This is a genomic window from Cellulosilyticum sp. I15G10I2, from assembly GCF_900095725.1.
Taxonomy (GTDB): domain Bacteria; phylum Bacillota; class Clostridia; order Lachnospirales; family Cellulosilyticaceae; genus FMMP01.
On the sequence record NZ_FMMP01000009.1, the window covers coordinates 644,641 to 667,496 of the forward strand.

The window sequence follows — 22,856 nt, forward strand, 5'->3', positions numbered from 1 at the left end:
CTTCACCCTCTTCCTATTAGGCTCTTCTTTTAATCTTTCTAAAATATAAGTGACTTGATAACTACAGGTAAGCTCCCGCCTACCATTTTCCCAAGATCCACATAGCTGCCATGGGTATTTTGAATATGATCAATACAAACAATGGCCTTATGCTTTACCAAATGCCTCTGAAGGGTCTGTCCCAAAGCTTTGCCTATGTTTTTATCCGTGATGACAATAATATGTGCCATATTTTCCTCTGCAATATCGATGATCCCCTGAGCCAGCCTTATAATATCCTCATAACTTTTATCTCCCTCGTATGTCACATAAAGTGCACTCTGCCCCTGGTGATAGCCCATCAGCCTTTTGGCTGCCGCCACAAACCCTTCTATTTCTTTTTGATAAGTCACCCTTATCAGTGGTAAATTCTTCATCGGCAAAGCCGCCTGGTCTACATAAATCGTATTGCCGCTAAGCTGCATGCTATAGCTTCCTGAGCCACATACTGTTGCACGAATCTTATGTTCCGGCTGCCTAAGCACCATTCCCCTCTTTTGAAAGGCTTTTTTTACGGCGTCACCTAAAACGGGGCCTATATCTTGGTATTTTAAGCAGGCTTCTATCAGGCTATCCTTATCACATGTGGCATAGACGTACTCGCCTACCCCTCCAGATATAAAGTAGGCCTCAGCCTCTGTCGAAACAGTATCTTTCGATACATAAAGCAGGTCGTAATCTGGATGTAGTTCATGGGTAATGGCCCCCACCACATAGGCTGCCATAAATTCTGCAATTGCTCTTATCTGTTTGTAAGTCAGCGTGTCTTCTTGCTGAACATACCACCCTTCTAACAGAAGTGCTTTTTGCAGTACCGGTGATATGTAGGTTACACTAAGCTGGTTATCTATCCTAAGAAGCCTGCCTCCAATATGCAGTGTCAAGGTATCGCTGACTTCTCCGCCATCAAATTTGACGATATTAGTCGTACCGCCTCCTATATCAATGTTGGTAAGCTTACTGCTTTGTCTATAGGAAAGTGCCTGCACGCCACTGCCATAGCCTGCAAGGATGGACTCAAGATCTGCCCCCGCTGTAGCTACAATAAATTCGCCTGTACTATCTGCAATGCTATGGATAAGCTGGCTTGCATTTTCTTTAAGGCTGGATTCTCCTGTAATAATAACCGCTCCTGTTTTTATCTTTTTGATATCTACCCCACTTTCTTTAATAAATTCAAAAAACATCTTAATCAGTTCGGTCTCGTTTAAGTGATAACTATCAATCATGGGGGTAATCACTATAGGACTCTCATAAATAAGCTTTCTGGATAAGATTTTGGGTTCAACCGATAAGTAGTTGGCTGTTAGGTTTTCAACAGTAAGTTCACAAATGATAAGCTGCGTGGTGGTAGTCCCTATATCCATTCCCAAAGTATATATTTTTTCGATAAACACGCCTCCTCCAGCAACGCCAAAGAGGTCATACTCCGTTTAGGAATATGACCTCTTTGTCATCAGTATAATATTTGATATAGCCTATTAATTAACATAAGTATAAATTATTTAATTTCAAACTACAATAACCGATCGTTAATTTTTTAATTTTCTCTAGTTATGAATAATTAATATTTGTACTTATGTATAAATATTGTAAATGTTAGGGTATTGACAAAATGTTATTAATAAGATGCTCAACATTATGCACATAGGCAACTTTCAAGCCCCAAAGATCCCTCTGCTACGTATTGAAATAAAATATTCAGTTTCTTATTATACATATATAGAAAAACAACTTTAAAATGTGAAATCTATAGTATAATAAGTACAAAAGCTTAGAACTGGGGGACTATAATGAATAATAATTATCTGCCACTGCTTAAAAACAATGCACTTTTTGATAAAATGAGTGAATCCGAAATCACTCAGATCTTAGGTTGTTTAAAACCACTTACCAAAACGTATCAGCCTGAAGAATTTATTTATATCCCCAATACCCCCTACGATTATCTCTATATTCTCCTTTCCGGAGAGATCAGTATTTTTAAAGAAGATATCTCCGGTGGCAGGCATCTTTTAGAAATTTTAGAACCAAACGCCACAATGGGTGAGATCACCACCTTTGGCAAACATCAAGGCTGTGACTGTGCTGCTATTGCAACTAAGCCTAGTACCGTACTGATGCTTCCAAGCCAAGCCTTTCCTGCTTTTTGCCATAAAGCCTGTCTATCTCATCAGAAACTTGTGCAAAACACTTTTTATTTGCTTTCAGATAAAGCGCATTTTTATAAAAAGAAAATCAACTTGCTGACTACCCATTCGATACGGCTTAAGCTTGTGAAATATTTCTTAGAGCTTTATGAAGTGCAGAACTCAAGCACCATCATACTGCCTTTTAACCGCAAAGAGCTTGCGGAATATCTCAATACCACAAGGCCTTCTCTTTCCCGAGAACTTTCCCACATGCAGCAGGATGGTCTCATTCTTTTTAATAAAAATGAAGTTAAACTTGTGTCTGCTGATGCCCTATACACACTCTTATATGAACTGTAACACAGATAAAGCCATATTGTTATACACGTATAGCAATATGGCTTTATCTATAACTACTTTCAAATTTCTTACTGCTTATTTCTGCGCATCTCTGCTAATAGACAATACACTACAGCGAGGTTTAAATACACTAATCCAAAGCCTATATTGCGGCCTATAAAATTAAATATTGATGTAACTACAGTTAATCCTCCTGCAAAGAATAGTATGTAGCTTGAAAGATTTTTCTTCAAAACTGCCACCCTTTCTTAAATAAGTTGTATTTGATAAGCCTTGATAAGCTTTTATATCATTATATCTCATCCTATCTACACTTGTAATACACCAGAGTATATTTTTAATTTTTTTACTTAGAGTAACATATGTTACTCTTTCTTCAATTTGCGCTTTGTATAATCAGATATAGGGATAGCATTTATACTTATGCTTCCTTTAAAATAAATCTTTAAATTAATTAAAAATGGAGGGTGTATAATGACTCAATTTAACTATTACATGCCATCAAGAATATTATTTGGCAAAGGTAAGCTTAACGAATTTATTAACTATTTACCTGGTAAAAAAGCTTTGATTGTAACTTCTGCTGGTCCTTCTATGAGAAAATATGGTTATTTGGGGCGCGTAGAAGAATTGCTCACGAAGGCAAACGTGCCTTATGTAATCTTTGATAAAATTCTGCCTAACCCTATTAAAGTACACATTATGGAAGGGGCAGCCCTTGCAAAGAAAAATAATTGTGATTTCGTTATAGGTCTTGGTGGCGGCAGCAGTATTGATGCTTCTAAAAGCATTGCCGTAATGACAACAAATCCCGGGGACTACTGGGACTATATAAGCGGTGGCAGCGGCAAAGGGCTTCCAGTCCCTCATGCACCACTTCCTATCGTAGCGATTACAACAACAGCTGGCACAGGGACAGAAGCTGATCCTTGGACTGTTGTTACCAAAGAAGAAACCAATGAAAAAATCGGCTTTGGCTACGCTGGTACGTTCCCTACACTTTCAGTGGTAGACCCTGATCTTATGATGTCTGTGCCGTCACATCTTACAGCTTATCAAGGCTTTGACGCTCTGTTCCATGCTACAGAAGGCTATATTGCTAATATCGCTACACCAGTCAGTGATATGTATGCCTTAAAGAGTATCGAACTTATCGGTAAATATCTTGCCACAGCCGTAAATGATGGTTCAAACGAAGAAGCCCGCGCTATGGTGGCACTTGCTAATACGCTTTCTGGTTTTGTTGAATCTACTTCCAGCTGTATTTCGGAGCATTCCCTCGAACATGCGCTCAGTGCGCATCACCCCGAACTTGCTCACGGCGCTGGACTTATTATGATTTCCAAGGAATACTATACTTTCTTTGCCGAAAAAGGTACTGAGAAAATGGTTGATATGGCTAAAGCTCTCGGAGTTAAAGAAGCGAAAGAACCTATGGATTTTGTTAGAGCCCTGGTTGACCTCCAAAAATCATGCCATGTGGCAGATCTTAAGATGTCTGATTATAACGTTGATAAAGATAACTTCGAAAAATATGCTGAAAATGCAAGACATACTATGGGTGGGCTCTTTAACTTTGATCCTTCTCCAATAAGCCCAGAAGATGCGGCAGGGATTTTGGCTAGGTCTTATAACTAAAATCAAAAGCGACGGGCATGTTGACCTGTCGCTTTTTCCATATAACACTTATTGATAAATAGACATTTCTAATCAGCTACGTAATCTTGTCTACAGACTCTATCAATCATGTATACTATCTCAAAAAATTCCATACACTACACCTTGCATTCATTATGAAATTCATTCCCTTTAGGAGAAGTGACAACCATGAGTCTACAATATGTGCAAGGCGCATCACTCTTTACACACATTAATGAAGTTCCCAAACAATATGCTTATTTAACACAAAATATAAGTACGGATGTCATTATTATAGGCGGCGGGGTAACCGGAAGTATTTTAGGTTATTATTTTTCTCGTCAAAATATTGATTGTGTGCTTTTAGAAAAAAGCAGAATAGCTTTTGGAAGCACTAGTATTACCACCACCTTGCTTCAATATGAATTAGATAGCAGCCTGCGTGATCTTGAGCAGTATACACCTCTTGAAAACAGCCTAAAAGCCTATAAGCTTGGGCTAAAGGCACTTGATGAAATTGATGCTTTTATTAATGAACAAGGTAATAACTGTGATTATGAAAAAAAAGATACGCTCCTCTATACTTCAAAAAAAGAAGAAATAGCAGAGGTTGAAGAAGAGTATAATCTTAGAAAGACTCATGGATTCTCAGCCGAGTTTCTTACCGCTTCTAGTAATCCTTTTAGCTTTGATTTAAAGGCTGGGTTATATGCCATGGACGGCGGTGCTCAGTTAGATCCTTATAAGTATACGCATCAGCTTCTGGACGTCAGCTCTCAGAAAGGGCTTCAGGTGTTTGAAAATACAGAAGTTGTTAAAGTAAACTATTTAGACCATGGCGTCGAAGTCGAAACAACTTATGGTTATAAAGTTAAAGGTAAAATCATTATTGTAGCTACTGGCTATAATACACAGCTTTTCACCAAGAGAAACTTCGGTGTCAAAACAACGACTTTTAATATTGCAACAAAGCCAGTCACTTCTTTTGGGGGTTGGCCTGGCAGAGTATTAATCCGTGATAATAGCTCTACTTATCATTATTTTAGAACCACTGCTGATAATAGAATCCTCGCAGGCGGCGAAGATATTTCCTTTGTTCCCGGCATCTTTAATGAGGATGCAGCCTTAGAAAAATATGAGTTGCTAGAAGCGCGGATAAAAACGATGTTTCCTCTTATTAAGGATATTGAAGCCGAATATAAATACTGTGGCGCCTTTGCATCAACCCAAGACAATCTTGGCTTTTTAGGAAAAGATCCTAAAAATGATAAGCTTTGGTACTGCCTGGGCTATGGCGCAAACGGCATATTATTTGCCATCTTAGGGGGTATGATGCTCAGTAAGCTTTATCTTGGAACCTTTGATGAAAACTTAAAATTATTTAAACTAGATCGATTTGACGGGTGATTAAAAAACCCAATTAAATAAATTAAACTATAAAATCGGGGCCAGCGAACTGCCCCGATTTTCTTATAACTCTTTTACCCATATATTCATATTTTCAAACTGTCCGCAAATATGGCAGTGGTTTACAAGCCGTCCGCCATACTCATAATTATGCTTGGCAAATACAATATTCATGCCTGCGGAAATAGCTCTGGCTGTACTGTAGAGTACTTTATAGTGTCTATTTTGCATTTCTTTTTCTAGATCAAAGATCAGCCGCCCCATAAGTCCCTGTCCTCTATGGGCTTTGTAGGTTGCGCAGTCTGTCATCTCAACATTCAAATTTTTAGAATCCATATCTGCAGACGCCGCACTGACAATTTCATCCTGATATACTGCGACTTTGAAAAAAATATCATGGTCCATTACATATTGAATATAATCTGCATCATTCATAGGCGAAGGATAGGTTTCAAAAACACTATCATAAAGCTTTGCCAACCCTTTGGCATCTTCTTTATCAGCGCTTCTAATTTTATATTCATCATATTTTTCATAGTGATAATCTTCGTCTTTATATTCTCTCGACTTAATAAGTACCTCTTCCTCTTCTGGAAGCAGCATACTCATTTTACGTTCTGGCAGCATAAACTTTGATAAGAAATAACCTGGCTCTCCATTCAAAAAATGATTAATTTTTGCCTCCATAATAAAGCCTTGGTCTTTAAATGCTGCGATTTGATCTTGACTCACAATAGAAAATATCTTACCTACTTTTTCTTTGGCCGCTAGCTCTGTAAGTTTATGCATAAGCTGTGTAATCTCACCTTCAAAACTTACAATCTTAATTCTTTGATTAAATGCATTCAGCCTTATCCTAGCCGTCCCGCCATCAAAGTCAAGCTTTTCCATTTTTGGTATTTCTGCAATCATATTTTTCACCTCTATTTTTCTGTATATAGAGTCAATATCTGCATTTTTTCGTTTCTTTATTCTATCACCACAATTATATATATATTGATTCAAAAACCCCTTCACTACGTTTCACACATTTCATCATCTTCTGCACAAGTGCCAAATGTTATCAAAAAACATGAATTGATAACTTATTTAATTTATGCTATGCTACAATCAAATGAAACAAACCTCGCTAAGTCCCAAAGAAAGGTATCAATTATGATTAATACAACGGCTCTCACAGCTCAAGATGTAGCTGATATGTTGAAGATTTCTAAAAATACAGTCTATGAACTTATAAAAAGAGGTGAACTTAATTCTTATAAAGTAGGACGTAAAGTGCGTTTTAATTTGAAGGATGTAGAAAATTATATTTCTGGTTCAAAAAATCCCGCTGCTCCTAAGTCCACCCCAGAACAAACATCTTCTCTTCATTCTCTCCAAGGTCATTTCACCGCTGGACTTTTAGAGTCCTCCATCTCTTATGGCAGTGAACTTAGCAGTGGATTTATTATCTGCGGTCAAGATCCTCTTTTAGATGTACTTTCAAATTATATTGAGCGTTATACAACTGGCATCAAAGCACTCAGGTCTTATACTGGAAGCTATAATAGTTTAACTGCTCTTTATTACGGTCAAATCCAAGCCGCCTCTACCCATCTTTGGGATGGCGATACCGGTCAATATAATGTACCTTATGTCAGAAGACTGCTTCCCGGCATCCCCACGGTTATTGTGCATCTCACCTGCCGTACTCAAGGTTTTTATGTAGCTAAAGGCAACCCTAAAAATATTAAAACATGGAGTGATTTTAGACGACCTGATATCACTATGATTAACAGAGAGAAGGGTGCAGGTTCTCGCATATTGCTGGATGAACACTTAAGACTCTTAGGTATTCCCGGCAGTTCAATAAACGGTTACAAAAGAGAATCTCAGTCCCATCTTACTGTAGCCAGCACGATCGCCCGTGGCGGTGCAGATGTAGCCGTGGGGGATCAAAAGCTTGCACGACAAGTGAATAATATTGATTTCATCCCGCTTCAAAAGGAGCGTTATGAACTGGTTTTCAAAAAAGAAGATATGGGCAGTACGGCCGTCCAAGCCATCTTAGATATCTTACGTTCCGATGAGTTCAGACTTGAGTTCCAAGAAGTTGATGGCTATGACATCAGTGAAATGGGTCACATTACGGCAGAAACATAGAACAAACAAAGACAAAGCCTTGTGATATACAAGGGGTATAAGGTGGAAATAAAAAAGATTAGGTAAGATTTTTTAGTTAAATCTACCTAATCTTTTTTTATTTCTATTCTTCTTTCGTACACTTATTGAGTAACATCTATAGCGCAATATCTACAAGTTTACAAATCAATTTCTTCTTTATAAATAATAATGTACTTTATCCCAAATCCTCTCTCTCTCTATGCCTGCTCTCCTCACTTGACACCATAACGAATCATGACTATAATGTGCTTAACATTATATCAAAACCATTTTCGTTATGTTTCATATTTTTTCATACAATTCAAAACCGCCTATTTATAAAGGAGGCTACAACTATGAAAAAGAATCATTTTTCCAAAAGAATCTCAGTACTTATCTTAATGTTAACATGTACTATATTAACGGGTTGCAGCGAATCTCAAGCTAAAAACAGTTCCTCAAGTCCAAAACCTACTGAGCAATCAGCCCCTGCTGCAGCTGAAGGCCAACAACCCTCAGTGGCTGCCGAAGCACCCTCAGAACCAGAAGCCAAAGGCGAACTTACAGTAGCTGCGGCTGCGAGTCTAACCCAAGCCTTTACAGAAATGGGTAAAGCTTTTGAAGTTCTTAATCATTGTACAGTTACTTTTTCTTTTAATTCAACAGGTACTTTAACAGAACAGATTATAAACGGCGCACCGTTTGATGTGTTTGCAGCTGCCAATAAAAAAGCCGTGAATGACTTAGCAGACCAAGGCTTTATTGTTCCAGAAACTAATCAAGTTTTCACTGTAGGCCGTGTGGCTATTGCAGCTTTACAAACCAGCTCCTTTGAAGCTAAAACCCTAGAAGATTTATTAAATCCCGAGATCAAAAAAATAGCTATTGCCAATCCTGATCTTGCTCCCTATGGACTAGCTGCTAAACAGGCTATAGAAAAAGCTGGGCTTTGGCCCCAACTTGAACCCAAGCTCGTTTATGGCAAAAATATCTCAGAAGCATTAACCTTTGTTTCAACAGGAAATGCCGAAGCAGGCTTTATCGCCTTATCCTCTAAAGACGAAGCACCTATTCATGTCAACTTGATAGATGACTCCATGCATGATCCTCTTAGTCAATCTATGGGTATTGTAAAAGATACGCCTAATGAAGGGCTTGCTAAGAAATTCACAGCATTCATAATGAGCAACGAAGGCCAAGCCATTATGAGCAAATATGGTTTTTCAACTCCCGGAGCCTAGATGATGCAGTCTATTAATTGGTTTCCTTTGTATTTATCTTTTAGAGTAGCATTCACTGCTACTCTTGTTAGTCTTTTTATAGGCCTTCCCCTTGCTTATTTTTTAAGTAAAGGGCACAGTAAAATGACTGATTTATTAGATACATTAACCAATTTGCCAGTAGTACTTCCTCCTACGGTACTAGGATATTATTTGCTGGTACTCTTCGGACGGCAGTCTCTTATTGGGTTATTCCTTGAGAAACATTTTAATACGATGATCATCTTTACTCCTACGGGGGCTATCATTGCTTCTACCGTTGTGGCTATTCCATATTTAATTAAATCTTCTAAAACTGCTTTTTTAGAAATCAACGAAGATTACTTAAATGCTGCCAGACTTCTTGGCAGAAATGAACTTAGTATTTTTTGTACGATTGTAGTACCTATTGCATGGCGCGGTATTGTAGCTGGTCTTACGATGACCTTTGTAAGAGCACTGGGTGATTTTGGCACAACACTCATGGTCGCTGGCAGCATCCCCAACAAGACGATGACCATGCCTATTGCCATTTATGACGCCCTTCAAGCAGGCAATAAAGATCTGGCTAATCTACTCGTTATCATTATGACAAGTATCGCCATCGTCGTATTATTTACGATTAACCTGCTTGAACGCAAAATGAAAAGGGGGTAAGCACATGCTAGAAGCCGCTATCGAAAAATCGCTCGGAAATTTCAAATTAAACACTTATTTTAAAATCGAAAAAGGTGTGCTTGCTATACTGGGTTCATCAGGCTGCGGCAAAAGTATGACGCTTAAGTGTATCGCAGGCCTTAATACGCCAGATAAAGGAACTATCAAACTGAATGATAGAATACTCTTTTCTTCTGATTCTAAAATAAATGTACCACCCAGACTTAGAAATATTGGCTATGTTTTTCAAAATTACGCTTTATTTCCCCACCTTACCGTTAGCCAAAATATCGCTTACGGCATTAAAGAGCTTCCTAAAGAGGAACGCCACCAGAAAATAACTCAGATGATCAGCCGCATGCAGCTTGAGGGGCTTGAAAAGCGCTATCCCTCCCAGCTTTCAGGAGGACAGCAGCAAAGAGTCGCCCTTGCCCGCACCCTCATCAAAGAACCCGAGCTATTGCTTTTAGATGAACCTTTTTCTGCCCTCGACAGCCATATCAAACATCTTCTAGAAAAAGAGCTGATTGATATTATCAAAAACAACTTTGACGGTATTGTTCTTCTGGTAACCCATAATATTGAAGAAGCCTATCGTATCAGTGACCATATTATGATTATGGATCAGGGTGAAAATGTTCAGCTAGGCACTAAAGAAGCAATCATTCATACCCCGCAAAATCTTACGGCTGCAAGAATAACAGGCTGCAAAAACTTCTTTGATGTCACTGTAATAGATGATAATGATGCCTATTACTTACTTCAGTCAAAGGAGCTTGTTTTTAAAGCTGCAAAAAAAGCTGGGAATCCTATTGCCAAAGCTCTGATAGCAGGTGTACGAGCTCACCATCTAAGCTTGTCTTCCTTCGATTCAGAAAGTGATACAACTTTTGCCTGTCAGATATTAGAAAAGATTGAAGGGGTATTTTCTACAACCGTACTAGTAACCTGCAAGGGTTGTATCTTTCAAGTAGAAGTCTCAAAAGCTTCCTGCCCGCATCTTGCAGACGATGCTTCTAAGCAGCTTACACTCCATATCCCTCCCGAGCACGTCTTTTTGATGTCGGGCAGTGTATAAAACTTCTATACTTAGGTCTGTCATCGGGGTATTTTCAGGTTCACAAGTCGTTGATCTAAATAGCCCCTTTATTTTTTCTGTATTGATTGGGCGATATACCCTTCATCTTTTTAAACACATCCCCAAAATAATTGCTGTCGGTAAAGCCACATTTTAATGCAATCTCCGTAATAGAATGCTTTGACTCGATTAATAAATGTGACGCTTCTCTTAGCCTAATGTTGTTCAGGTATTCTTTAAAACCAAATCCTGTTATCTTCTTAAATTTTTTTGAAAAATAAGTGGTGCTCATCTTGGCGTTTTTAGAAATATCCTCCAAGGTGATCTGTTTATCATAGTTTTCACAAATATACCTTGCCATTTCCTGAATCTTGCCACTTGCACCATCTAGTTCTTCGATATGATTATTTTGGAAGGCTTGACACCTTAGCAAAAAGACGACAAGTTCATAAAAATAGCTTCTGATTAATAACTTGGAAAAATCATCTCTAAGATCAGATTCATATTTCATCTTCATAAAAAGTTCTTCAATATAAGCCCTTCGGCTGACTGGGATCACAATATGTGTATCTTCAAAGCACTTTACTACGGATGTTTTGTCTATCTCTTGATATAAGGGCTGTAAAAAGTCGTCGGTAAAATTAACGACAACCCGCTCATGGGGATCATCTGTTATAAAAGTGGTTCTATGGGGATTACTTTTGCCGATCATAATCAGACTGCCTTTATCTACGGTATACAATGTATGGTTAATAAACATACGTCTTGTGCCAGAAATCAAATAATAAATCTCATAATACGGATGAAAATGCGCCTTGTTCATCTCAAAAAATGCTTTCCTCTTCACACGGTCTATTAAAAACGTCTCTCCATTATCCAGCAGCATCATCATTCTCCTATCCCTTCTTTTTTATCTATCATTCCTTTTTACTTTATATTATACCAAAACAGCTTAGCTATAGCAAAAAAACAGTAATTTGTCTAAAATTGATTTAATAATTCGTAGAAACAACGTTATTTTTGTTATAGTATAAATAGGAACTCGCAAGTGACAGAGAGGATTATCAAACATGGAAAAATCAGCTGCACAACTAACTGCAAAAGACGAAGCTTTTCGCAGCTTCGCACTCCAAGACAATATGTGGCACGTCATTTTTCAAGTATGCGCGCCCCTTGCTTTATACCAAAGTTTAAATCAAATCTTTAAGATGTTAGATACGATGATGGCCGCCCATATCAGTGCCGAGTCCATCTCCACAGTAGCGTATCTGTCCCAGATTAATATGACACTCGCTGCCATAGGCGGCGGACTCGCCGTAGGGGCCAGCCTCAAAATAAGTGAGGCTTATGGTGCTGGTGATTATGAGCTTGTCAAATCCAGAGTCAGCAGTTTATTTGGGCTGTGTGCTCTTTTAAGTATTGCTATCTTACTTTTTATTCTGCCTTTTACCACACAGTTTCTAAGACTTGCCAATACCCCTGAGGAGATGATTGCACTCGGCAGCCAATATTTTATAGTTGAACTGCTTGGCATGATCATCAGCTTCTTTAATAACGTCTATATCGCTATTGAACGAGCCCGGGGCAATTCAAAACGTATTCTTTACCTCAACTTATTAACTATCGCTATTAAACTGATCTTAACCGCTTCTTTTGTTTACATACTTCGATCAGGTATTACAATGATTGCCGTTGCAACTATTCTTTCTCAGTTAGTTATTCTTGCAGCAGCCTTCATCAATATGCGTGATCAGAATAATGCCTTTGGCTTCTCTTTAAAAAGCATCCGCTTTAAAGGCAGAGTGACAACACCTATGATTGTCTTATCCATCCCTGTCATTGCAGAAAAAATCGCTTTTTCACTTGGCAAGGTTGTCGTTAATTCCATGAGTACCGTTTATGGTGCTTTAACAGTAGGTGCCCTTGGGATCTCAAATACCATCGGTGGCATGACTACCGTGCCGCAAAACGGCTTCCAAGACGGTGGCGCTGCGATTATCAGCCAGAATCTTGGTGCTAATAATCCCCAAAGAGCCTTGGATGCTTTTAAAAAAATATTAATCATTAATGTAATTATTGGTGCCATTGGTTATATCGTAACCATCGGATTTTTAGATGCTATCAGCACATTTTTCGCAGGTGATGATACTGTATTTGCTACTCACATTGCGCGTATTTATTACTTTGAAGCGATGGCCTGTATTCCCCTTGGCATCAATGCGGCGGTCATGGCACTACTCTACGGCTTTGGCTATACCAAGCTAACGCTTCTTATAAACTTCAGCAGAGTATTTGTCTTCCGGATGCCTGTTTTATGGGCCCTTCAGACTTTTACCAATTTAGGGACAGAAAGCGTCGGCATCGTTATGATGGTAAGTAATATTCTTACAGGTGTCTTAGCAGCTGCCGTTGCCGCTGTAATGCTCAAAAAAATATACAGGCAGACTAATACGCCGCCTGTTATCATATAATTTTAAGCTTTTATCTTTTCTAATAGCAGCTGAGTTGCATCACTGATTTCTTCACTATTCGCTGTAATCTCCTGAATAGATGATGAGATCATATTGACTGCCTGATTCATGACAATCATCTTTTCTTGAATGGCACTTGAAATCGACGTAACTTCTGCTGCTGCTTTCATCATGACTACCTGATCTTGCTGAGTATCCATGGCAATGACTTTGGAGCGCTCTGCCAGTTTTTTTACTTCTCCCGCAACCACGGCAAATCCTCTACCCTCTTCACCTGCTCTGGCTGCTTCAATCGCAGCATTAAGGGCAAGCAGATTTGTCTGATTAGCTATCCCGACTATTTCATCACTGCCTTTAGCAAATGCATTAAGTTTCTGCTCCATGCCATCGATATGCTCATTGAGATTGATGATCGTACTTAATATCTCATCCATTTTATTTGCGAGTTCTTGAATAGATGAGGCATTTTCTTCATTGCCTGCAGATATGCCTGCTATAGACTGCATAATCACACTGCTTTGCTGATAAATCTCCTCTGACTGCTTTAATTTTTCTTCTGTCATCATTTTCATTTGATCTAGTAATTGAATCTGTTCATCCTGTGCTTTACGATGTTTTTTCTCTTGTTTTACAGACATACGGTTAAAGTCTATGCAGTTATTTGGCATATTAAGGCCGTGAAAAATAGCCGTTGCCATTTTTCTACATGAATGGTACCCGCACGCAGCACAATTGATTTTTCGATGTTCCTCCATAGGCTTATTCATCTTTAAATAGATTTCATTAAGCTCTTCTTTAGAAGGCTCATCATAATGAAGGTCCAGCTGATGGGCCTGATAGTGACATTCAAATTGATGCCAGTCCATCTTTTTATCAAAGTATTTATGCAGACTATCAATCTTCTTCGTTTTAACAAAACCCTTCTTCTCTCCCTTTTTGACCCTTTTCTTTTGGTTGAAAACTCGGTCAACGTCATCTAATGACATGGTCTTTTCTAATGTATTATGGGCTGTCCCTGTTCCATAATTACATCCATAGCTGCAGTTAAGTATATCTAATAGAAGCGGTAATTCTTTTTTCTGCTTCATAGACTCAGCATATTCTTGAAGGTAATGATAGACATGATTTGTCCCTTCAATCTGACGTATCCAAGCATCTTTTACAAAGTACTCAACATTCTCCTTGAGCCCCCCAGGCCTACTAAAAAGAAACCCTAAACTCGCCTGTAACTCTTGGTCAAACTCATGTTCCTCATACTGAGTATAATCAACAGCATGGGCTTTTAGGTAATCACTCATTTTTTTAAAGGTCACATTATACCCCACAAGACCTTTGGTTCGGGAGGCTGTAATCTCATCACCTTTACCAATACATGGGGATAAAAAAGCAATCTCTCCTGTGGTCCGTTCGTAGGTTTTCATATATATGGCGAGGCACATCATCGGACTATGTATCTTGGCTAGCGCATCAATAAGATCTGGCTGATACTTTTCTATAAAATTCACAATAGGCGGACATGGCTGTGCAATAATTGGCTCCATACCTGTTTCTTTCATCGCTTTTAAATAAGCCCACACCGTAATATCCGCGCCCAAAGAAACATCAAGGATGGATTTAACACCTATTTTTTTCAAGTAGCCAAACAACTTCTTATAGTCAGGAAAATTAACAAGTATGGCCGGCGCCGCAATAACAGAAATAGCTTTTCCCTTTTTAATATCCTCAAAAAAACGTTCCGTATCATCTTTAAATAGTCTGGCCTGATGTTCACATACACGGATACATTCTCCGCAGTGAATACATCTTTCGGCATCAACTTTAACTTTATTCTTGTCATCTGCATAATAAGCTATATTCGCCCCAGGTATAGGACAATAGCCTATGCACTGATTACATCCCGCGCACCGGTCTTTATCCAAGTATATCCGATCTTCTAAATGATTTGATATAGATTTTGCTTCCATTTCATCTCTCCTCATATAATCATTCGCCTTATACGCACATCCGAATAATAACCGGTGGAGAAAGTAATTATTTTGATGCATTTAGCAGGTTATTATTACATTTTAGCATAATTAGTCGCAAAAAAATCTACTAAATATATTTAATTCTGTCACTTTATAATCTTGCCAAATTTCTATAAGTAGGCTTGCAGGAAAAATAATACTTTCAAAAGTGATGCGCGTACAGTAACCACTATGGCCCAGGCAAATATTTCCGCTAGATTAAGATTGTTTGGACAACGTCCGCAAGGGGGAGGGGGGATAGCTATTTTCCTCTGCTCCGTCACATGTATCCAAGTCGCATCGAAAAACACTATCCCCCCTCCCCTTGCTCACTCTCGCAGAGTGATGTTCTATAAAATACTTATAGTAAAACAAAAAAGCTATTCCCTCGTTAATAAAGGAACAGCCTCCACTTATATAGGACTGTTAAGCAGTGAATTTAAAATACTCAGGTCAAAAACACCATAGCCCTCACTAGGGTTAGGATATGATACGCCATAGGATTGTCGTATGACGCCAAGCAAGATATTATTGATGCCCAAGGTATTAGGTAAAGGCACCCTTCCTTCTTCCATAAGTTTACTATAAATGGTAGCTGTAACACCTGCCATAATACTTACTGCCGGCAATGTGCCTGTTACGCTCACCCATTCCCCATGTCTGCAAGGTGCTGTAATACGACTGCTTCCCGTTACCAAAAGCGGCCTTACTCTTTCATCCCAAGTGTATCCTCTGCCTGAGCTACTAAGCATTACCCCTGTACGTTGATCATAGCCGCCTACAACCATTGCATTATTAATACAAGCTGATGAACCAAGGGTCGTAAATGTGTCAGAAGGACGAAGGGTAATATGTGGATTAAGCTCCTGTTGTGAAATCCATAGATTAATTTGACTTAATTCTTCCGATCCTAATGCACCAGCTAGACGCCACTGCCCTATCTGGGGACTTTCTATCCTAAATAATAATCGTCTCGCCCCATTTAAAAAGTCTATCTCTTCCCCATTTGAATAAACAGTTGCTTCTAAAACTGAAGTGACCCCTGCTTGTTTTAAATCAATTGGTCCCGTAGCAATATTGGATGGCGGATATAAATAGGCAGTTACAATAGATGAAATTCTTTGATAAATAACACCTATTACATTCTGATTGGCTCTTGCTACATTAAGTGTTAACGGGCTTAGAGACCCTCCTGCTCGCTGAGTGCTGTAATGGTGTTGTTTATCAGCCTCATCTCCAGTTGGGATTATTAAAGTAATCCCCGCTCTTCTTGCTACCAGTGCTAGTATTTCATAAAGAATCAACGACCCATCATGGGGATCTATATTCGTATTAAAAGGTAAGCATAATACAAGCGGCCTATTTCTTTCTCTTGCAAAGTCTGCAAGTTCTAAAACACCAATCATTGCATCTTGCAGTATCACCCCATATCGGCTTGGCATGCCTCCATAAATTCTTTGAACGGCTTCTGATGCTGGTTTAACTTTTGCAACTATAAACTCCGCTTCTGTTGCAACACCACGATATGTCTCACCAAGACTCTTACCACCTGCTATGCCTAACATCATTGTGCTTATACTATCATTCTCTGGAATTGGAATAAGTTCCCCAGGGCTGGGACTATTTAGCGCTCTATCTATTTGTTCCTTAAAATACTTCATCCCTTCACTAGCACTTACTTGCTGCCAAATATAAGCTATTCTCGTCCCGCCATTTTGATCCCGCAGCACTTCATTTGTATAATCCACATCATCTGTTGTAATAAGCCCTATATAAACGTCTCTTCCTTTATATTTTAGCTCTTCTGCAATAAGGCTGTATGGCGTGAGTGGATACCCCTCTTCTCTTTCACAAGGCGCGTGGCTTACGATAGGTATACGGTGTCTAGGCGTTACATCTTGTCTTAGTATATTACTTAACTCATCAAACTGACTTTTCCTAGCATAAAGCATACTATATCCCCCTATTAAACGTGCGGTCTTTAACCCTAACGCTTCATAATACTCTGGGGGCCTATAATTACCGGTATCCAGAAAGGCATAGATTTCTTCATTTGGCTGGATGCTGTTATAAAATACATCATTTTCAAATAATGGACTGCTCTGCCGATACTGATCATACATATTTTTAAACCAATTCTTATTTTTAAAGGCATCTCTAATAAACGGCAAGGCTTTTAGCGTAGTGCTCTTTAGATCCTCACTTAAATAAATCACTTGATCTTGATAAAACTCATACTCCCCTCGCATTGGCATATAATACTTATTGTTATCTTCATGTGTACACTTTATGATCATACCACCATTTAAAGCTTCTAAATAATGATTAATAATTTTGGAAGTTAAACTTCTGTATCTAAAGCCTTCGTCAGGAATATAGATATTTGCATAAATAAGTATAGGTTTATGTAGCTGGCAAGCCAGATCTTTGAGATATGCCACACACTTGATATAATCTGCTGCTGTCGTTTGATGTGTTTCGCTATAACAGCTTATCGATAAACATTTATCATCTTTCCTATCACGGGAAATCGCTTTACTGGTATGCGCTGTCATATGGTAAATACGGTCTGCTTCTTGTATATCCGGCTTGGCCTCTATTGTTGCTATAATCATGTTAGGGCCGTCTATTTGCTCTTTTATGAGTGTATTGTTATTACTGCCTAGTTCTATTGTAAAGTTAGGTTCTATAATACCGGTTAGTCCACTTAACCAAGATAGGTATTTTTCTTCTATCTCTAAAACTTTATGGTTTATCCCTAAAGTCTCTATCCTATTTGCATATTGTCCTAAGTAGGGAGCTACATCTTTACTGTGTTCTATAATAACCTGCATACTTACACCTCCCCCCCTCTAACCTATCCATCTATATGTTCAGCGTCTATGTCCATATCCATCCGTCCTGTATGCTACTGAAATACTCCTTGGCTAAAATTCTCATTATATGTCTTCTTTTATAATGTTATGATTCATATATGTTATTTATTATTATTTAACTATTAATTTGCTTTTAGAATTTTCACTCTGTGTATACATTTAAGTTGTAGAGCTTCTACTTAAATATTTTGGCAACGTCCGCAATGGGGAGGGGGGATAGCTATTTTTCTCTGCTCCGTCACACGTATCCAAGTCGCATCGCAAAACACTATCCCCCCTCCCCTTGCTAACTCTCGCAGAGTTATGTTCTATAAAATGATTATACTTAAACAAAAATGCTGCTTATAAAAAATACTAATGAATCAAATATCTACATAAATATAATAGGGGGGCTTTAACCTTAGAGATAGAAAGTTTTATTTGCTTGTTATAGTTGTATTTATATTTTAAATAAAAAATACGTTTATTAGCATAAATAAGGAGGCGTTATGAAATTAATTGTTAAAATTGACAAGCAAATGAAAAATTATTTAGGACAGTATGGGACTCAAGTCCAGTCTCTCTACAAGGAATTTACTGTATTAGAGATTGATGAAAAGTATTTAGATTGGCTAAGTAGTGTTACTGAAGAAATTGAGATAAATGCTACATTTCGTCTAAAAAATTTAGTGGGTATCCCAGAACTTGACTTACTAGAACAAAATGATATTATACTAGCTATTCTAGCTTCTAAACAAGAAAGTTCAGTATTCACACATTATTATAATATAAGTACGCAAACCCTCAAAAATACTGATGAAAATGCCAGAACTGCTAGCCTTTATCCTAAAACTAAGGATTGGCGTATTCTTTGCTTTTCTGAAAACAATGAAATAGATACTTTAGCTTTTATGAAATGCATACACTTTCTGACATTCCTATCAAAAGAAATCTGTAAACCTTTGATTATCTACGCAAATATTGAAATGTCTAACTGCAATAATTCAATAAAAAATCTATCTTCTCAGATTATAAACCGTAGTTTAGAAGCCAGCGAGAGCTTACTCATAATGAACTCTATTAAAGAAAAAATATATGATCATTCCAAATACATCATTAAAGATATTGGGGAAATTAACGGCAGTATTAGAAGAGCTATTTCTATTTTAAAAGCTCAACCTTTTAAAATGGTAAATAAAAATAATAGACAGGCTAAACCTCTCTATAATGACTTTTTTTACTTAACTATAGAACCAGATGAGGAGATTTATTTACCACTGGTTGCCGAAGCCAGCATAGATGCTACCCAATTTGCAGAAATTGGTCTTGAATATATTCATGTAGCTGATGGATTAATGTTTCTATATGGCAGAAGAAGTGCATTTGACCAAAACAGTGAATTTCTTAGAAGATTAGTACCTGCTGACTATAGACTTACAATATTAACCCATGCTCCTTGTATGCCAGACACTGAAAATCCAATGATTCCTTATCATCTTCCTGCAGAAACTCAGAGCTACACAGGCAGAGGTGTTTATATAGGCATTATTACAACGGATGACATTGACTATACTAATATGGCTCTACGTCGTCTGGATGGAACTACCCGTATTGCATATATGTGGGAGCAAATCAAGACAGATCAGGGGAATACTTATACCTCTGAACAAATAAACGCTGCTCTAACCAGCCCAAATCCTAATGAACTCATTAGACTCCCTGTCGGCGAAAGCATGAGTACAGTAATGGCTGCAATTTCTGGTGGTTTTAATGAAACTATTGGTTATAGAGGCATTGCACCAGAAGCAGAATTTCTTATTGCTAAAATACGACCCGTCTCTGAAAAGCTTCAGCTTATCTATGGTGGAATGCCGAGTGATAAAGCTATTATTTTACATGATGCACTTATTGGGATGGCGAATCTTTCAGCCTATTCAATTGAACACGATAAACCTTTGGTACTTATTATGCCTTTTAATGGTAATATCGATGGCCACGACGCGGCTCTCTTTATTCAACAACACGTATCATTTATAGCAAAGCGCGTAGCTCATACACTTATTGTTCCTACAGGCGATGAGGCAGATAAGCAACATCATTTCGATATTCTTGGCGAACAATATGGAACAAGAAGAATAAATATAAGAGTAGAACAACCTGGTCAAAATGTAGTGGGCGTTATCTACCAGTGGGGAAATAATATGTTGACCGCAGACCTATACCCTCCTGCTGATCAACCTGGAGGGGCAGTTAATTTAAAAGAGCCAGGTATTTATCAAATAAGTAATACAACGATTTATTCTTCGGGAGAAGGAATAAGCTTTTTAAATGGGGCTTTGCGCATATTGTTTCGACTTGAAAACCCAAGCGTTGGGCAATGGTATATAGCCTCGGATATTAATATGGGCGGTTTAAATAGAATAGAAATGTGGATTTCTCAAGAAGAGCTTAATCGTCATGTTAAGCTTAATCCTCATGCTACATTACTAACTATGGGATCAACTTCTATCATTCCAAATATAATGAGTGTAGGCGCATATAATGTTAATACAAATACTGTAATTGTCAGTTCAGGACGTGGTGATTCTAGTCTTAATATTGTCCCCACCCTTGTAACCTATGGCAAAAGCATCCTAGCTCCCTGCACATTGAATGAATGGATAGGAGTGACTGGTACAGTACCGGCTGCCAGCATTATGGCTGGAGCTGCTGCTACAATCTACCAAAAATATATGGATTTAGACACTACCCCTCTCCCTAATACAATTGTTATCAATAGCATTATAGCAAATGCATTAAGCCGATTTGATACACTATCCTATCCTAACCCAAGTCAAGGATATGGTATATTCCGACTTGAAACACTTCTGCAATTGCTGGCTTCTATTAAATAATATAAAAAGCCATTCCTTCACTAATAAAGGAAAAACAACAAAAAGGGGGGGTAGCTATTTTTCTCAGCTCCGTCACACGTATCCAAGTCGCATCGGAAAACACTATCCCCCCTCCCCTTGCTAAATTTAGCAGAGTTATGTTCTATAAAATGATTATACTCAAACAAAAATGCTGCTCCCTTGTTAATAAAGGAACAGCTACTGTATTGATTTTACATGATTTATTTTAAATCTCTATACACTTGTTTCTCAGGTATTCTATTAATTTTAGAGCTTCATCAACACTATCTTTGAACTCCTGGGGATCTAGTTCGTAATAGCCTTCTGTTTCATAGTTTCTGTCATAATAACAATCTTTTAAGAATCTGCATAATGCTTTGTACTTACTGAGTTCTGGATATAGTCCTAACAGTTTATTCAGAATAACACTTAAATTATGAGAAGTATTTATTTCGCCTAATTTCTCTTTCAGCAGTACCTTCATATACTTTTCGACACATTGCTCACATCTTACCAAAACCGCATCTTCTAATCCTTCAATATTATTTAATAAAAGCTGAAGACTTTTATAATCTGTTTCTGCAAAGTAAAGCATACTCCCCTTTTTTAGCTCCATTTTACACCCCTCAAATCTTTTTTATATTTTTCTATTTCCATAATAAAATAAGAATCAGTCATTTGACTCTCATAAAATTTCTTAGTGTATAGTTTCAAATCTATTTCAAATGTCATATTGTTAGCTTTATATATTTGATCTTCTATCTGCCACCTTATTTCTTGGAGTTCTTTCGAAGTATAATGGTCGTCTACTAGTACCAAAAGGTCTATGTCACTCTCATCTTTAATCTTCCGCTTAGCATAGCTTCCAAATAAATAAATTTCACTCTGTGGCAAAAGGCTGTCAATGATGTCAAAACAGGTTTTTACTCTGCTGGCATGCTTAAGCTGTAAATTTAAATCGGTGTTAAATAAAACGGCAGAGTTATCTATCATCTGTTTATCCCTCCTAAAGACTTTTGGTTATATTATTAATATTATACCCTAATTAAAGGAAAAACAACAAGGAGAGGGGATAGTTTATACTTAAATGTTTTGGTGACGTCCGCAATGGGGAGGGGGGATAGCTATTTTTCTCTGCTCCGTCACATGTATCCAAGTCGCATCGAAAAACACTATCCCCCCTCCCCTTGCTAACTCTCGCAGAGTTATGTTCCCCATTTTAAACAGTATTAACATCACCACAATAATTAGATAGTACTACATATTGCCTTCGTATTTAAAGGCTATAGGGTAACCGCTTTCGCTCCAGATATATTCCTTGGTGATATTATTATCACTGTCAGTTTCATAAAGGAGAAAGTCATCTTGGTAGAAGAAATTAGTCTGCTTACCGTTTACTGTCTTTTGGATGCGTTCGCCGTTAGAGTTATAAATATAGTCTGCAATTTGAACTTCTGTTGTCTTATCATATACTTCAATAAGTTGGTCTAAGGCATCATAGACATAATCATTCTTTTCATCTTCTATTAAGCTACCTTTGAAGTCGTACTCATAAGAGTTAGTCTGACCATTTTGTTCTACGGTGTTTATGGTATCCTTAGCTGTTGTTATTTTGCATATAAAGTCAATAAATAAAAATAGTATGCACAAGTGAACTGAAGTTCATTGCTTGTATTTATGTGATTTAATTATAAGTGTCATACTTATACGCTGTATAACAAAGCCTATGGGGGCTCCCCTTGAAGAGGATATGGCAACATAGTGGCATAAAAATAAACCAGATAGGCTATTTGAAGTGCTCCCTGTCAAGTGGACAGTGGAAAAAATAAAAATCAGTTATAACGTCAACCCTAGATTCTGGTTGGCGTTATTTTTTATGCAGCTTTATTCATGAGATATTGCCTGTATTCAATTGGTG

At 37.9% G+C, this 22,856-nt stretch carries 18 protein-coding genes; 9 read left to right on the plus strand and 9 right to left on the minus strand.

Features of this window, described 5'->3' with window-relative positions:
* Window positions 1-38: 38 nt before the first annotated feature.
* The gene (locus BN3326_RS11480) at window positions 39-1,436 is read right to left on the minus strand and encodes an ethanolamine ammonia-lyase reactivating factor EutA (RefSeq protein ID WP_141722901.1); all 1,398 of its coding nucleotides are present in this window, start codon (window positions 1,434-1,436) and stop codon (window positions 39-41) included.
* A gap of 396 nt (window positions 1,437-1,832) precedes the next feature.
* Between BN3326_RS11480 and BN3326_RS11485 the strand changes: the two genes are divergently transcribed.
* Window positions 1,833-2,531 carry a Crp/Fnr family transcriptional regulator gene (locus BN3326_RS11485; RefSeq protein WP_069999367.1) on the plus strand — a complete coding sequence of 233 codons (699 nt, stop codon included), beginning with the start codon at window positions 1,833-1,835 and terminating at the stop codon, window positions 2,529-2,531.
* 68 nt (window positions 2,532-2,599) lie between these two features.
* On the opposite strand, the gene BN3326_RS22015 is transcribed toward BN3326_RS11485, so the two are convergent.
* On the minus strand, window positions 2,600-2,764 hold the full coding sequence (locus BN3326_RS22015) for a hypothetical protein (RefSeq protein WP_171903820.1): 165 nt from the start codon (window positions 2,762-2,764) through the stop codon (window positions 2,600-2,602).
* A gap of 241 nt (window positions 2,765-3,005) precedes the next feature.
* Between BN3326_RS22015 and BN3326_RS11490 the strand changes: the two genes are divergently transcribed.
* Together BN3326_RS11490 and BN3326_RS11495 are read left to right on the plus strand one after the other, a co-directional pair.
* Window positions 3,006-4,169, plus strand: a complete 1,164-nt coding sequence (locus tag BN3326_RS11490) for an iron-containing alcohol dehydrogenase (RefSeq protein ID WP_069999368.1) — start codon at window positions 3,006-3,008, stop codon at window positions 4,167-4,169.
* A 189-nt stretch (window positions 4,170-4,358) separates the two neighbouring features.
* The gene (locus BN3326_RS11495; protein ID WP_069999369.1) at window positions 4,359-5,576 is read left to right on the plus strand and encodes an NAD(P)/FAD-dependent oxidoreductase; all 1,218 of its coding nucleotides are present in this window, start codon (window positions 4,359-4,361) and stop codon (window positions 5,574-5,576) included.
* A 63-nt stretch (window positions 5,577-5,639) separates the two neighbouring features.
* Here BN3326_RS11495 and ablB read toward each other — a convergent pair whose 3' ends face one another.
* Entirely contained in the window at window positions 5,640-6,488 is an 849-nt protein-coding gene (gene ablB / locus BN3326_RS11500) for a putative beta-lysine N-acetyltransferase (RefSeq protein WP_069999370.1), read from the minus strand.
* Between the two features lie 189 nt (window positions 6,489-6,677).
* Between ablB and BN3326_RS11505 the strand changes: the two genes are divergently transcribed.
* From BN3326_RS11505 to BN3326_RS11520, 4 genes are all read left to right on the plus strand, one after another.
* The gene (locus tag BN3326_RS11505; protein WP_330389709.1) at window positions 6,678-7,718 is read left to right on the plus strand and encodes a helix-turn-helix transcriptional regulator; all 1,041 of its coding nucleotides are present in this window, start codon (window positions 6,678-6,680) and stop codon (window positions 7,716-7,718) included.
* A 356-nt stretch (window positions 7,719-8,074) separates the two neighbouring features.
* Complete coding sequence (modA, locus tag BN3326_RS11510; protein WP_083258655.1) at window positions 8,075-8,959, plus strand: molybdate ABC transporter substrate-binding protein; 885 nt, start codon at window positions 8,075-8,077, stop codon at window positions 8,957-8,959.
* Window positions 8,960-8,962: 3 nt separating this feature from the next.
* Complete coding sequence (gene modB, locus BN3326_RS11515) at window positions 8,963-9,634, plus strand: molybdate ABC transporter permease subunit (RefSeq protein WP_069999414.1); 672 nt, start codon at window positions 8,963-8,965, stop codon at window positions 9,632-9,634.
* Between the two features lie 4 nt (window positions 9,635-9,638).
* Window positions 9,639-10,712, plus strand: a complete 1,074-nt coding sequence (locus BN3326_RS11520) for a sulfate/molybdate ABC transporter ATP-binding protein (protein ID WP_069999372.1) — start codon at window positions 9,639-9,641, stop codon at window positions 10,710-10,712.
* A 55-nt stretch (window positions 10,713-10,767) separates the two neighbouring features.
* Here the strand turns inward: BN3326_RS11520 and BN3326_RS11525 are convergent, their stop codons facing one another.
* Window positions 10,768-11,598: a helix-turn-helix domain-containing protein gene (locus BN3326_RS11525; RefSeq protein ID WP_069999373.1), complete on the minus strand. Its 831-nt coding sequence runs from the start codon at window positions 11,596-11,598 to the stop codon at window positions 10,768-10,770.
* 184 nt (window positions 11,599-11,782) lie between these two features.
* On the opposite strand from BN3326_RS11525, the gene BN3326_RS11530 reads away from it, so the two are divergent.
* Window positions 11,783-13,183, plus strand: coding sequence for an MATE family efflux transporter (locus BN3326_RS11530; RefSeq protein ID WP_069999374.1), 1,401 nt, complete (start codon window positions 11,783-11,785; stop codon window positions 13,181-13,183).
* A gap of 2 nt (window positions 13,184-13,185) precedes the next feature.
* Here the strand turns inward: BN3326_RS11530 and BN3326_RS22395 are convergent, their stop codons facing one another.
* Window positions 13,186-15,147, minus strand: coding sequence for a [Fe-Fe] hydrogenase large subunit C-terminal domain-containing protein (locus BN3326_RS22395; protein WP_069999375.1), 1,962 nt, complete (start codon window positions 15,145-15,147; stop codon window positions 13,186-13,188).
* Window positions 15,148-15,602: 455 nt separating this feature from the next.
* Window positions 15,603-18,023, minus strand: a complete 2,421-nt coding sequence (locus tag BN3326_RS11545; RefSeq protein ID WP_069999377.1) for a S8/S53 family peptidase — start codon at window positions 18,021-18,023, stop codon at window positions 15,603-15,605.
* A 530-nt stretch (window positions 18,024-18,553) separates the two neighbouring features.
* On the opposite strand from BN3326_RS11545, the gene BN3326_RS11550 reads away from it, so the two are divergent.
* Window positions 18,554-20,938 carry a S8/S53 family peptidase gene (locus BN3326_RS11550; protein ID WP_069999378.1) on the plus strand — a complete coding sequence of 795 codons (2,385 nt, stop codon included), beginning with the start codon at window positions 18,554-18,556 and terminating at the stop codon, window positions 20,936-20,938.
* Window positions 20,939-21,164: 226 nt separating this feature from the next.
* Here the strand turns inward: BN3326_RS11550 and BN3326_RS11555 are convergent, their stop codons facing one another.
* From BN3326_RS11555 to BN3326_RS11565, 3 genes are all read right to left on the minus strand, one after another.
* Window positions 21,165-21,554: a HEPN domain-containing protein gene (locus BN3326_RS11555; RefSeq protein ID WP_083258657.1), complete on the minus strand. Its 390-nt coding sequence runs from the start codon at window positions 21,552-21,554 to the stop codon at window positions 21,165-21,167.
* Window positions 21,545-21,931 (minus strand): nucleotidyltransferase domain-containing protein, encoded by a 387-nt coding sequence (locus BN3326_RS11560; RefSeq protein ID WP_069999379.1) that lies wholly within the window; start codon window positions 21,929-21,931, stop codon window positions 21,545-21,547. Before BN3326_RS11560 ends, BN3326_RS11555 begins: the two co-directional genes overlap by 10 nt.
* Window positions 21,932-22,195: 264 nt before the next feature.
* Window positions 22,196-22,588 (minus strand): hypothetical protein, encoded by a 393-nt coding sequence (locus BN3326_RS11565; RefSeq protein ID WP_069999380.1) that lies wholly within the window; start codon window positions 22,586-22,588, stop codon window positions 22,196-22,198.
* Window positions 22,589-22,856 lie beyond the last annotated feature (268 nt).